At 47.4% G+C, this 12,946-nt stretch carries 13 protein-coding genes; 11 read left to right on the plus strand and 2 right to left on the minus strand.

What is annotated here, in order from left to right; all coding sequences use genetic code 11:
- The first annotated feature begins 8 nt into the window (after positions 1-8).
- From Selli1_RS18715 to Selli1_RS13180, 7 genes are all read left to right on the plus strand, one after another.
- Positions 9-1,205: a GNAT family N-acetyltransferase gene (locus tag Selli1_RS18715; protein ID WP_330677590.1), complete on the plus strand. Its 1,197-nt coding sequence runs from the start codon at positions 9-11 to the stop codon at positions 1,203-1,205.
- Between the two features lie 12 nt (positions 1,206-1,217).
- Positions 1,218-1,688 carry an LURP-one-related/scramblase family protein gene (locus tag Selli1_RS13155; RefSeq protein ID WP_087253032.1) on the plus strand — a complete coding sequence of 157 codons (471 nt, stop codon included), beginning with the start codon at positions 1,218-1,220 and terminating at the stop codon, positions 1,686-1,688.
- Positions 1,689-1,720: 32 nt separating this feature from the next.
- On the plus strand, positions 1,721-2,176 hold the full coding sequence (locus tag Selli1_RS13160) for a YrvL family regulatory protein (protein ID WP_281844525.1): 456 nt from the start codon (positions 1,721-1,723) through the stop codon (positions 2,174-2,176).
- Positions 2,163-2,954: a nitroreductase family protein gene (locus tag Selli1_RS13165; protein WP_118635756.1), complete on the plus strand. Its 792-nt coding sequence runs from the start codon at positions 2,163-2,165 to the stop codon at positions 2,952-2,954. The genes Selli1_RS13160 and Selli1_RS13165 overlap by 14 nt, the downstream gene beginning before the upstream one ends.
- 213 nt (positions 2,955-3,167) lie before the next feature.
- On the plus strand, positions 3,168-3,587 hold the full coding sequence (locus tag Selli1_RS13170; protein WP_118635755.1) for a hypothetical protein: 420 nt from the start codon (positions 3,168-3,170) through the stop codon (positions 3,585-3,587).
- A 232-nt stretch (positions 3,588-3,819) separates the two neighbouring features.
- Positions 3,820-5,985, plus strand: a complete 2,166-nt coding sequence (locus Selli1_RS13175; protein ID WP_087167409.1) for a PTS sugar transporter subunit IIABC — start codon at positions 3,820-3,822, stop codon at positions 5,983-5,985.
- A 21-nt stretch (positions 5,986-6,006) separates the two neighbouring features.
- The gene (locus Selli1_RS13180; RefSeq protein ID WP_087253023.1) at positions 6,007-6,834 is read left to right on the plus strand and encodes a PRD domain-containing protein; all 828 of its coding nucleotides are present in this window, start codon (positions 6,007-6,009) and stop codon (positions 6,832-6,834) included.
- Between the two features lie 107 nt (positions 6,835-6,941).
- Here the strand turns inward: Selli1_RS13180 and Selli1_RS13185 are convergent, their stop codons facing one another.
- On the minus strand, positions 6,942-8,498 hold the full coding sequence (locus Selli1_RS13185; protein WP_204863475.1) for an ABC-F family ATP-binding cassette domain-containing protein: 1,557 nt from the start codon (positions 8,496-8,498) through the stop codon (positions 6,942-6,944).
- Positions 8,499-8,702: 204 nt separating this feature from the next.
- Here Selli1_RS13185 and Selli1_RS13190 point away from each other — a divergent pair, with 204 nt between their 5' ends.
- Positions 8,703-9,674, plus strand: coding sequence for a Gfo/Idh/MocA family protein (locus Selli1_RS13190; RefSeq protein ID WP_087167406.1), 972 nt, complete (start codon positions 8,703-8,705; stop codon positions 9,672-9,674).
- Positions 9,675-9,684: 10 nt separating this feature from the next.
- On the opposite strand, the gene Selli1_RS13195 is transcribed toward Selli1_RS13190, so the two are convergent.
- Positions 9,685-10,401 carry a gamma-glutamyl-gamma-aminobutyrate hydrolase family protein gene (locus Selli1_RS13195; protein WP_087167405.1) on the minus strand — a complete coding sequence of 239 codons (717 nt, stop codon included), beginning with the start codon at positions 10,399-10,401 and terminating at the stop codon, positions 9,685-9,687.
- Between the two features lie 66 nt (positions 10,402-10,467).
- Between Selli1_RS13195 and Selli1_RS13200 the strand changes: the two genes are divergently transcribed.
- From Selli1_RS13200 to Selli1_RS13210, 3 genes are read left to right on the plus strand one after another with little or no spacing between them, the layout of a single operon-like run.
- A complete protein-coding gene (locus Selli1_RS13200) occupies positions 10,468-11,436 on the plus strand; it encodes a dipeptidase (protein WP_281844527.1) in 969 nt (322 codons plus the stop codon).
- A 26-nt stretch (positions 11,437-11,462) separates the two neighbouring features.
- Positions 11,463-12,260, plus strand: coding sequence for a DUF1835 domain-containing protein (locus tag Selli1_RS13205; protein WP_281844528.1), 798 nt, complete (start codon positions 11,463-11,465; stop codon positions 12,258-12,260).
- Positions 12,261-12,273: 13 nt separating this feature from the next.
- Complete coding sequence (locus Selli1_RS13210; RefSeq protein WP_281844529.1) at positions 12,274-12,747, plus strand: GNAT family N-acetyltransferase; 474 nt, start codon at positions 12,274-12,276, stop codon at positions 12,745-12,747.
- Positions 12,748-12,946 lie beyond the last annotated feature (199 nt).

Consider the following 12,946-nt stretch of genomic DNA (forward strand, 5'->3'; position numbering starts at 1 on the left):
GAAGAATAATGTATCAGACTTATATTTTTGACTTATACGGAACATTGGTTGACATTCATACGGATGAGACTAAAATAGAAGTGTGGGAAAAAATGGCTCTGTTTTACGGGTATTATGGAGCATATTATACGGCTGAAGAACTTCGGCAAACATACCGGGAGTTGACCTTGGAAGCGGAAAAGGAGGCATTGCGCCACGACAGCCATGAAAGCTTTCCGGAGCTTCAGATCGAGGACGTCTTTCTGGAATTATTCCGCCGGAAAGGGGCAGACGTCCTAAAAGAGACTGCGGTGTATGCCGGTCAGTTTTTCCGGGTTCTTACGACAGAGTATATCCGGCTTTATGATGGGACACGGGAACTTCTGGAGGCTTTAAAAGCCTCCGGAGGGTCCCTCTATCTATTGTCCAATGCTCAGAGGATATTCACAGCGTATGAGATGAAGGCACTTGATATTTTCCGGTATTTTGACGGGATTTATATTTCTTCCTCCTATGGAGTCAAAAAGCCGGACCGACGCTTTTTTGAGCTCCTCCTCGAAAAGGAAAAGATCAAAAGAGAAGAGGCTGTCATGATTGGAAATGACGGGATCTGCGATATCCAAGGCGCAAAAGATGCCGGCATCGACACGTTTTATATCCGGTCTAATATTTCCCCAAAAGAGGAGACACCGGATGCGGACTTTGTACTGGAAGAAATGAATCAGAGCCGGGTTAAGGAAATGCTGCTTTCCGGTAAGAAAAAGAAAGCCCTGCGGCTTCGCCCTTACCGGGAGGAAGATGCCAAAGCGCTGGCACAGCTTTTCTATGATACAGTACATACGGTCAATGCGGCTGATTATACAAAGGAACAGCTGGATGTGTGGGCTCCGAAAGAGCGTGATCTTTATACATGGAACCAGTCCTTTTTTTCGCATCGGACGATAGTTGCGGAACAGGACGGCAGAATTGCCGGCTTTGGAGATATGGACGAGACCGGATATCTGGACCGTCTGTATGTGCACAAGGAGTTTCAGAGGCAGGGGATTGCTACGGCGATCTGCGATGCTCTGGAAGGAGGATCGGAAGCAGAAGAGTTTGAAACCCATGCTTCGATTACGGCCCGGCCATTTTTTGAGGCCAGAGGCTATGAGATGATCCGTGCCCAGAAGGTGGAAAAACAGGGGATTTTGCTGACTAATTATGTAATGCGAAAAAGAAGACAGTAGAGGAGAAAAGGGATGAAACTGTTAATCAAACAAAGAGTATTTTCATGGACGGATACCTATGATATTTATGATGAATACGGGAATGTCCGTTATTTTGTGAAAGGAGATTTTTTCTCGATCGGACACCGGCTCAGAGTTTATGATGCCGCTCAAAATGAGATCGGTATGGTTCAGGAGAAACTGCTGCATCTCCTCCCGACCTTTGAAATCTATGCAGGAGGACAGTTTTATGGTACTGTTGCAAAGAAACTGACGTTGCTCCGTCCTAAATATACGGTGGATTATAAAGGATGGCAGGTCGAGGGAAACATGATGGGCTGGGAATACGATGCCTTTGCAGGCGGTGTTCTGGTGATGCATATTTCCAAAGAGATTTTCCACTGGGGAGATACTTATGTGATTGACATTGCAGATTCTGCAGATGAAATTATGGCACTGATGCTGGTGCTTGCGATTGACGCGGCAAACTGTGCATCTAATTAAGCAGAGAGGGAAACTGAGAAATACGAAATCCTATGAAAAAGTCAAAAATTGTATCGATTTTGATCGGAGCGGCATTGTTTCTGGCAGTGGCGCTTCCGGTCGTTTTTCTGGAAGCCGTGATCGGCGGTTTTATTATAAAGCTATTCGGATTCCACTATGACTCTATGAAAAGTGTTTTTCTGTTTTTTCTGGTGGCAGCTGTAGCAGATGCACCTTTGGAGATTCTGGCAAAAGCACTTCCAAAAGCGATGATGAGCCTTGGATGGATCCGAAAATCCGGAAGATTCTTTCTGTGGTATGTGTTGGATATGCTGTTTGAGATGATGACGCTGGCGGGAGCAGACCTGTTTATGGACAGCGTCCGTGCGGAGGCGGCGGGAATTCTGGTTGTGTCCGCACTTTCGTCTGCAATTACTGTCTGGCTGGACAGAAAAGATGAGGATTCGCCCGGAAATGAGATAAAGGAGAATAAGCATGGTAAAGATTGAGGAAGAAAAATGTATTGGATGTGGAAAATGTGTTCAGGACTGTGTAGGACATGCCCTGAAGCTGGAAGACGGAAAGGCGGCAGTAAAACGGGAATGTATTCTTTGCGGACACTGCGCCGCGATCTGTCCGATGGATGCGGTGAAGATTACGGAATATGAAAGTGATGAGATGATTCCGTATGAAAAAGAGCGTTTCCAGCTGGATCCGGAAGTATATGCAAATGCAGTGAAATTCAGAAGAAGTGTCCGGAATTATAAAGAACAGCCGGTGGAAATAGAGAAAATCCGGAAGATTCTGGATGTGGCGGCACATACGGCAACGGCAAAGAATGAACGTAAAATGAAATTCGTGATTGTACAGGACAGGCTGGATGAATTCAAAGAGATGGTCTTTGAAGGAATCGGTGAGGAGCTGGAACTGCACAAAGGGGAAAAGAGTCCGGTGACAGCGCTGCTTTACAGCTTTTATAAAGGGAGAACACGGGATCCGAAGGAGGAATTTCTCTTCCGGAACGCACCGGCGGTACTTTACATTATGGGAGAACGCCTGGATGACGCAGGACTTGCAGCCCAGAATATCGAAATGATGGCTCAGGCGCTTGGCCTTGGCGTGCTGTATAATGGCTATCTGAAGGCGGCAACGATGTGCTCTGAAAAGGTAAGAAACTTTCTGGACAAAGAGGGAAGGCCGGTGGCAGTCTGCATGCTGATCGGATATCCGGCGGTAACCTACAGAAGAACTGCGCCGAGAAAAGAAGCGGAATACGAAATCTTGTAAAATCGGATTGACAAGTAAATTTGAATGTGTTATATTCGTTCCAAGCAATGGAAAGGGAGTAGCTTAAACCTTCTTCGGAAGGTCGATTTGTAATCGTCAGCCGGTATCGAGAGGTACCCGTAGCAAATGAGATAGCAAGACTTTTATTGTGGCAGATGTCATGATAGGAGTCTTTTTTATTTGGTATGAAATTCAGAAGGAGAGGAAAATGAGATGGAAGCAGTAATGATGAGAGAGGATCTGAAGTGTGCAGAAGAAGCAGGAGTACAGGCGCTTGAAAGCCTGTATACAGTCAGAGAAAAGTTAAACAGTGCAAAAAAATGGGGAATTCTGGACATTTTTGGGGGAAGCATGATCAGTACCTATATGAAACATTCCCGAATCAATGAGGTAGAAGGAATGATCGAGCAGGCGAGAATCAGGCTGACAGATTTTCAGAAAGCATTGCGGAAAGTAGAAGTATCACCGAAACTTCAGACTGAAATCAGCGGATTTCTTACCTTTGCGGATTTCGCATTTGACAATCCGATTACAGATTATCTGGTGCAGACAAAGCTTCAGAGCCTGGGTGAAGAAGTGGAAGACACGATTCAGCTGACAGAAGAGCTTCTTGCACATATCAGAACACAGTAGGAGGGACGAACAGCGAGGGAAAGTTTATAGAATTTTTAGAAAATGATTGACACAGCCTTAAATCATAGTATATACTGACAGTAGAAAACAGCATATGATAGCGTGTTACTGAATTTCAGGCATGAACTATCCTTACACATTCCGCACAGTAGCCGGAGTGTATGATGGGAGAAGTTCATGCTTTTTTGTTTTCAGAAAATACTGCTGTCAGATCAAAGAGAGGAGAGAAACTATGAAAGACAAAATTTTTGGTGTTCTTCAGAGGATTGGACGAAGCTTCATGCTTCCGATCGCCATTCTTCCGGTTGCCGGCCTGCTGCTTGGAATCGGAAGCTCGCTGACGAATGCGACGACGATCGAGACATATCACCTGGCGGGAATCCTTGGAGAAGGAACAGTTCTGAACGCATTATTCACGATTATGACAAAAGCGGGAAATGCGATCTTTGACAACCTGCCGATTATCTTTGCCGTAGGTGTGGCAATCGGTATGGCAAAGAAGGAAAAGGAAGTAGCAGCGCTTTCTGCGATGATTGCGTTTCTTGTTATGAATGTTACCATTAATGCAATGCTTCAGATTGACGGGACCATCCTGGCGGACGGCACGGTTGCTTCCGATGTGCTCAGCGGTACCGTGGCAAGTGTCCTTGGTATTCAGACATTGCAGATGGGTGTGTTTGGAGGTATCATTGTAGGACTTGGTGTGGCGGCGCTTCACAACAGATTCCATAAGATCGTGCTTCCGAATGCGCTGTCATTCTTCGGTGGTTCCAGATTTGTGCCGATTATTTCCACTATCGTTTATGTGGGTGTCGGTATTCTTCTGTTCTTCGTATGGCCGTTCGTACAGAATGGAATTTACGCACTCGGAGGACTGGTAACAGGAACCGGTTATGTTGGTACTTTGATTTTTGGTATTATCAAACGTGCACTGATCCCGTTTGGACTGCACCATGTGTTTTATCTTCCGTTCTGGCAGACCGCGGTGGGTGGAACGATGGAAGTGGCAGGACAGCTTGTACAGGGCGGACAGAATATATTCTTCGCACAGCTTGCTGATCCGAGTACCGTGCACTTCAGTGCAGACGCGACGAGATATTTCTCCGGAGAATTCATTTTCATGATCTTCGGACTTCCGGGAGCAGCCCTTGCGATGTACCATTGTGCAAAGAAGGAGAAGAAAAAACAGGCCGGCGGTCTTTTGCTTTCCGCAGCACTGACCTGTATGCTGACAGGTATCACAGAGCCTCTGGAATTTTCCTTCCTGTTTGTGGCTCCACTGCTTTTTGTAGTTCAGGTGATTCTGGCAGGTGCGGCATATATGATTGCGCACATCCTGAATATTGCTGTGGGACTGACGTTCTCCGGAGGATTTATCGACCTGTTCATCTTCGGTATTTTACAGGGCAACGACAAGACAAACTGGATGCGGATCATCCCGGTAGGCATTATTTACTTTATCCTTTACTATGTGATTTTCCGATTCCTGATCCAGAAATTCAATTTGAAGACACCGGGGCGTGAGGATGACGATGCTGAGACCAAACTGTATACGAAAGCGGATTACAAGGCAAAACAGGGTGCAAAGGATCAGAATGGTTCTGTGTCAGGAGGAGATGAGAGAAGTATTCTTATCACTCAGGGACTTGGAGGAAAGAAAAATATTTCCGATGTGGACTGCTGTGCAACAAGATTGCGCTGCACGGTTGTGAAACCGGAACTGGTAAATGATCAGATTCTGAAACAGACCGGTCCGTCCGGAATTGTGAAGAAGGGACAGGGAATCCAGATTATCTACGGACCGTCTGTCACCGTTGTAAAATCCAATCTGGAAGACTACCTTGTGAATGCTCCGGATGAAGAGTACATCGCACAGGAGACAGCTCCGGAACCGGAAGAAGAAAAGAAAGAAGAAACGAAAAATACAGTAGAAAAGACAACGAAAAAGGTGCTTTGCTCACCGTTTACAGGGGAGGCGCATCCGATCACAGATACTCCTGACGAAGCGTTTGCAGGAAAGATGATGGGAGACGGCTATATGGTCATGCCGGAAGAAGGAGTTGTCTATGCACCGGAAGACAGTACAGTCAGCTTCGTATTCCCGACCAATCATGCGATCGGCCTGACAACAGAGGACGGCGTAGAATATCTGCTTCATATCGGTGTAGATACGGTAAAACTGGAAGGAAAAGGCTTCGAGATGTTTGTAAATAACGGAGATTTCGTAAAAAAGGGAGACAAACTGATGGCTTTTGATATACAATATATAAAAGAGCATGCGAAATCCGAAGCCTGCATTGCAGTATTTACCGGACTGACAGAAGAGGAAGAAATTGTAATGAAGGCATCCGGGCATGTAAATGCACAGGAGGATATTGCGGAGATCGTGAGCTGCTGATTGTAAAGGAGCTTATGTCAGATGTATCGAATTATCAAAGTATTGAATAACAATGCCATTCTTGCCCTGGACCGTGAGAAGAAGCGGGAGATCATTCTGCTCGGAAACGGGATCGGCTTCGGGAAACATCCGGGCGAAGAGATGAAAATGATCAAAAACGCCAAGATTTACACGCTGGTGACGAAGAAGAAGCAGGTCTCCGCATTGAAAGTGGTCAACGGCATCAAGCCGGTATATATTGAGGCCACCGGACGAATTCTGGAGGAAGCGGAGAAGGTATTTGAGCATGTCAGTCATGACTCTCTGCTCCCTCTGGCAGACCATATCGCGCTTGCGGCAAAGCGGGCGGAAGAGAAGAGGCAGATACCAAATCCGTTTACGCCGGACATCAAGGTACTGTTTGAAAAAGAGTACGAGGTTGCCCTGAAAGGGCGGGAAATCATCCGTGAGATGACTGGTTCCGAGATCTCTGATGATGAGGTCGGATTTATCTCTCTGCATATTCATTCGGCCCGTACGGATGAGAAGGTTTCCGAGACACTGGATAATACCCGGATCATCAATGAAGGAATCAGGATGATTGAAGAGCAGTTTCAGATTGATGTGGAACCGGATTCTCTTGCGTATAACCGTATGATGAGCCATATTTACTACATGCTTGTACGGACACGCAAAGGCGAGCAGGTGAAAGCGGACTTAAATGAATTCGTACAGCTGAAATATCCGAAAGAGTTTGAGGCGGCAGTGAAGATCTGTGCCTGGATGGAAAAAGAACTGAAGACGGAAGTGAAACGGGAAGAAATCGGATTTCTGGCGATCCATATTTTACGGATTGTAGACCGGGAATAGATAGAGCAGAAAATGTTTCAAAAAAAGAGATCCCTGCAGGAATCAAGGGGCGGCCGTAAGGCCCGGATTCCTGTGGGGATCTTTTGCGTCTGTTTCGGTTTTACAGATTAGATGATTTTGGTTGTCCACTTTGTGCAGTCCCACACTTCGGATACCACATCCCGGTAGAACTCCGGTTCGTGGCAGATCAGAAGGAGACTTCCACGGTATTCCAGAAGTGCTTTTTTCAGTGCTTCCTTGGCATCCACATCCAGATGGTTGGTCGGCTCGTCCAGAAGCAGGATATTCGTGTCACGGTTTACAAGTTTACATAACCGGACTTTCGCCTGCTCGCCTCCGCTTAATACCCGGATCTGGCTTTCGATATGCTTGGTAGTCAGGCCGCATTTTGCAAGGGCAGACCGCACTTCGTACTGGTTGAAGGATGGAAATTCATCCCAGATTTCATCGATGCAGGTGGCGGTGTTTTCGCCTTTGACTTCCTGCTCGAAATATCCGATCTGGAGATTTTCTCCCAGCTCACAGCTTCCGCTCAGCGATGGAATCAGCCCGAGGATGCTCTTTAAAAGCGTTGTTTTCCCGATTCCGTTTGCTCCGGTGAGCGCAATCTTCTGGCCGCGTTCCATGGAGATGGAAAGAGGCTTGGAGAGAGGCTCGTTGTATCCGATCACCAGATCCTTTGTCTCAAAGAGAATCCGGCCCGGTGTCCGCCCGTAGCGGAAGTGGAATTCCGGTTTCGGACGTTCCGCTGCAAGTTCGATTTTCTCCATCTTGTCCAGCTTTTTCTGACGGGACATGGCCATGTTCCGTGTGGAGACCCGGGCTTTATTCCGTGCCACGAAATCTTTCAGCTCGCTGATTTCCTGCTGCTGTCGGCGGTAGGCCGCCTCCAGCTGTGCTTTCTTGACAGCGTAAACTTCCTCAAAATGCGTATAGTCGCCTACATAGCGGTCGAGTTTCTGATTTTCCATGTGGTAAATGATGTTGACAACGTCATTTAAGAATGGAATATCATGGGAGATCAGGATAAAAGCACTTTCATATTCCTGAAGATAGCGCTTCAGCCAGGCAATATGCTCTTCATCCAGATAGTTGGTCGGCTCGTCCAGAAGAAGGATGTCCGGCTTTTCCAGAAGCAGTTTTCCAAGAAGGATTTTAGTACGCTGTCCACCGCTTAAATCGGTGACATCCCGGTCCAGGCCGATGTCCAGAAGACCGAGGGCTCTTGCCACTTCCTCCACCTTACTGTCAATGGTATAGAAATCGTGCATGGTCAGGGTGTCCTGAATGGTTCCGAGCTCTTCCATCATGGCAGTCATTTCATCTTCCGAAGCATCTCCCAGAGAATCACAGATCTGATTCATCTTTTCTTCCAGTTCAAAGAGCCAGAAAAAGGCGGATTTCAGTACGTCCCGGATGGTCATCCCTTTTTCCAGGACCGTGTGCTGATCCAGATAGCCGACACGGACATTTTTGGACCATTCGATTTTCCCTTCATCCGGTGTCAGATGGCCGGTAATCATATTAAAAAACGTGGACTTTCCTTCCCCGTTTGCGCCTACCAGTCCGATGTGTTCACCGCGGAGCAGGCGGAAGGAAACATCCGAAAAGATCGCACGGTCTCCAAAACCGTGTGACAGATGTTCTACATTTAAAATACTCATCACTCAAACTCCTTATGATACAGTCTTTCCCTATTGTACAGGAAAACCGAAGGATTGTCACCCGGAAAAACAGAATTCTCTTTCAGGCGTTAGTTTTGTCTTACAGCGGGAAATTTGATACAATAAGGACAGAGTGGAGGAAGTAAGGAGATTGTAATCGTATAACATCTAAATCAACATGCAGATCAGAAAAGGAGGACAAAGATGAAGGTAGGAATTATCGGAGCGGGCGGAATTGCCGTCACTATGGCGAAGACATTAAATGAGATGGAGGACGCAACAGCATATGCAGTGGCATCCCGTGACCTTGCAAAGGCACAGGCATTTGCCGAAAAGAATCAGATAGAAAAGGCGTACGGTTCTTATGAGGAACTGTTTGCAGATCCGGAGGTGGAACTTGTCTATGTGGCGACTCCGCATTCCCATCATTATCAGTATATGAAGATGGCGCTGGAAGCCGGAAAACCGGTGCTCTGTGAGAAGGCATTTACGGCAAACGCCGCACAGGCGGAGGAGATTTTCCGGATTTCCGAGGAAAAAGGGATCTTTGCGGGTGAGGCAATGTGGACACGTTTCCTTCCATCCAGAGCCATGATTGACGAGGTGATCCGTTCCGGAGAGATCGGGAAGGTCCATATGATTACGGCAAATCTCGGCTATGATATCAAAAATGTAGAACGGCTTCGCAATCCGGAGCTTGCCGGAGGGGCGCTTCTGGATGTGGGTATTTATCCGCTGACTTTTATCCGGATGATTACCGATGCCAAAATCAAGTCCATGGATACGTCCTGTGTCAAGCTGGAGACCGGAGTTGACGCGCAGAATGCAGCCACATTTATTTTTGAAGACGGATGTATGGCATCGATGCACAGCAGCATGTTAGGCGGAACAGAGCAGGCAGGAATCGTCTACGGCGACAAAGGATATCTGATTGCATGGAATATCAATGATGTGGACAGGATTCAGGTTTTTGACAACAGCAGAAAACTGATCCGGGAGATGGAAACGCCGGAGCAGATTACCGGATTTGAGTACGAAGTACGGGCAGCTATGGAAGCTGTACGTGCGGGAAAAACGGAATGCCCGCAGATGCCTCACAGTGAGTCGATCTACATGATGCAGCTGATGGACAGCATGCGAAACGCATGGGGCATCCGTTTTCCGTTTGAAAAGTAAAAAAGAGCAGTCAGTTTCGGCAGGCTTCGATGAAGGCGGAGAAGATCCGGCTCATTTTCCGGGAGGTCAGATACATACATTCCGGATGCCACTGGATGCCAAGCAGGAAAGGATGCCTGATTCCTTCCACCGCTTCAATCAGTCCGTCCGGTGCGAGGGCACAGATTCGGAGAACTTCTCCCGGATCTTTGACTGCCTGATGGTGGAAGCTGTTGACTTTGGCCTGCTTTCCGATCAGGTCGGACAGCATTGTATCTTCCAGTGTGCGGACGAGATGGACAGGATCATGCCGGAAAGCGGCAGCGGGGCTGTGGTTAAAGAAATCCGGCTGCTCGGACAGATCCTGGTAAATGGTGCCGCCGCAGGCAAGAGTCAGAAGCTGCATTCCCTTGCAGATACCGAGGACCGGCTTTTCAGAGTCCTTCAGAAGAAAGGTAAGAAAGTCAAGCTGGAACCGGTCAAAGTCATAATCGGTTGTTCCAAGTTCCGGGGACGGTACCTGACCGAACAGTAGGGGATTGATATCGGCGCCGCCGCAGAACAGAAAACCGTCGTATTTTTTCAGACACGCCCGAAAATAGGAGAGTTCCATGTCTTCGTAAAAAGGAATCAGAAAAGGAAGTCCGCCGTGATCTGCGGCTGCCTGTATGTATGGAAGACTGGTAAACATGCGCCCGTGTTCTCTGGCGCACACAACGATACCGATGGAAGGGGAATTCTGTTTCATATCTGATTTCCTTTCTGCTTATATTAGATTATAATGGTATCAGTTTATGAAAAGGAGTCGTTTCTTATGAATCTGATTGACATGCACTGTGATACGGTATATGAATTATTGTCCGAAAATATGCCGGATCAGGATCTGAAAAAGAACCATCTGAAAGTAGATATAGAAAAAATGAAGCGGGGAGGATCCATGGCCCAGTTTTTTGCCTGCTTTGTGACGCTGGAGGAATTTCTTGGAAAATCGAAGCACGAACAGGCATATGAATATGTCAGAAGGATGGCCACGTATCTGAAAAAGCAGATCTGGATCTATCCGGATGAGATTGCTTTCGCAGGAAATGGAAACGACCTTGACCGGAACAGAAAGGATGGAAAGATCTCCGCGTTTCTGACACTGGAAGAGGGTGGAGTGATCCATGGAGAGCTGGAACGGGTGCAGGGACTTTATGATATGGGAATCCGCCTGATCACATTGACGTGGAATTATGAAAACTGTATCGGCTATCCGAACAGCCAGGAGGCGCAGGTGATGGAACAGGGATTGAAGCCGTTTGGCTTTTCCGTGGTTGAGGAAATGAACCGGATCGGGATGATTATCGACGTCTCCCATCTGTCAGAGGGCGGCTTCTGGGATGTGGTTTCTCACAGCAAAACCCCTCCGGTGGCGTCTCATTCCAATGCGCGGGCGCTTCGGAATCATCCGAGAAATCTTTCGGATGAACAGATCCGGGCGCTTGCCGAAAAAGGAGGGATTGCCGGCCTGAATTTTTATCAGGAGTTTCTTGGGAAAAGCGGTTCCTGCCTGATCGAAGAGATGGTAAGCCATGTCCGGCACATGTACCAGAAAGGCGGAGAAGAAGTTATCGCCATTGGAACGGATTTTGACGGCTTTGGCGGAGCAGAGAAGATGGAGATCGAAGACATCGGTGCGATGCCCCTTCTTTACGATGCGCTCGGAAAGGCCGGATTTACCCAGCGACAACGGGAAAAGATCTGGTACGGCAACGCAAAACGTGTGATTGATACAGTACTTTAGTTGATAATTTTTTGAGGGAGAAATATATGGTAGAAGTAGTATTTGGTGCAAGTGAGGCGGCTTCATTGAAAATGTCCCGGCTGCGAAACCGGGCGGACGAGATTATCTGTCTGGATCTGGGACTGGACGTTGGAGAGATCCGGAATCTGGATAATGAAAGCAAAAGAAGCAATGCGCTGGAAACCCTGTTCCGTGACGGGACAAAAGCGGGAGAGCGTGTGTGGAAAGAATATAAAGAACGAGTCAACAGATACAGTGTGATGTCGGAGAGATTGAGAACGCTTGCGGCAGAGGGGAAAACAATCCGTATCTGGTACGGCAAAGCACCTTATGAAGTGTGCGGCTATTATTATACCTGCCACCTGTTAAACGATTTGACCGACCAGATTTCGGCAGTGAAACTGCCGGACGTCCTGTTCCGTCAGGATACCAACATGCCATATGAGGTATCTACGATGGGAGAGATTGTGCATGAGGAATTTCCATCGCTCCTTGCGTATGAAAAACCATTAAATGAATGGGAAATCGAGATCGGGGCAATGCACTGGGAGCGGCTTATGAAGGAGAATGCAGTACTCAGAGCCTCTGTCAATGGAAAGCCGATGAGCGTCCAGGAATCCTTTTATGATTTTATGATCGAAAACACCTTGTCGGAAAAACCGCAAAAAGAAGCAGAGGTTATTGGGAATGTTCTGGGAGAATATGAGCCGGGAATCGGAGACGGCTGGCTGGCACACCGGATTGAAGCCGGGATCAGGAAAGGAACAGTCCGGATCGCAAAAGATGACAGAAATCCATTTGAAAGATGGATCTGCAAGAAATAAAGGAGGAGACAGAATGATCCGGAGAGGCGTGACCGAGGATCTTGCGGCGGTTGTCGGAATTCATGTAGATGCATGGAAACAGGTCTACAGGGAAATCATGCCGGAAGAAGTACTTGAGAAACGAAATTATGACGAGCAGCGACAGGAATGGGAAAGAAAGCTGGAAAAGGGAGAAGAAGATCTGTATGTGTATGAGATCAGCGGAAACATCGCTGGATTTGCTTCCTGCCGTGTGATCGATGAGGAATATGCGGAGATCGATACCTTATACTTCGATGAAAAGTATCGGGGAAAAGGTTATGGAACACAGATGCTGGAATATGTGTTTCAAATATTGGGACCGAAAAGAAAGCTATCCCTCTGGTGCGTGAAAGAAAATCCAAACCGGAAATTTTATGAGGCAAAAGGCGGAACACCGGGGCGGGAAAAAGAAGTGCTGATTGGCGGGAAACGAGTTGCCGGAATTCAGTATACATTTGAAAGATAAAAGAGAAACATAGCGTATTGCCAAAGCGGGCCCCCGGCAGTCGGTGAGCTGCCGGAGGCCCGCTTTTTATCTCTTTATAGGAAAGTTCGATTTTTGACGATTTATTGAATGAAAATAGCCCGCACAAAGGCGGGCATGCAGATAGGACGACACTGAGTTAGAAGATATAAAAACCTTCTACGCCAGCCTCGTCATCAAA

Source organism: Sellimonas catena (assembly GCF_027924685.1).
Lineage (GTDB): Bacteria > Bacillota > Clostridia > Lachnospirales > Lachnospiraceae > Sellimonas > Sellimonas catena.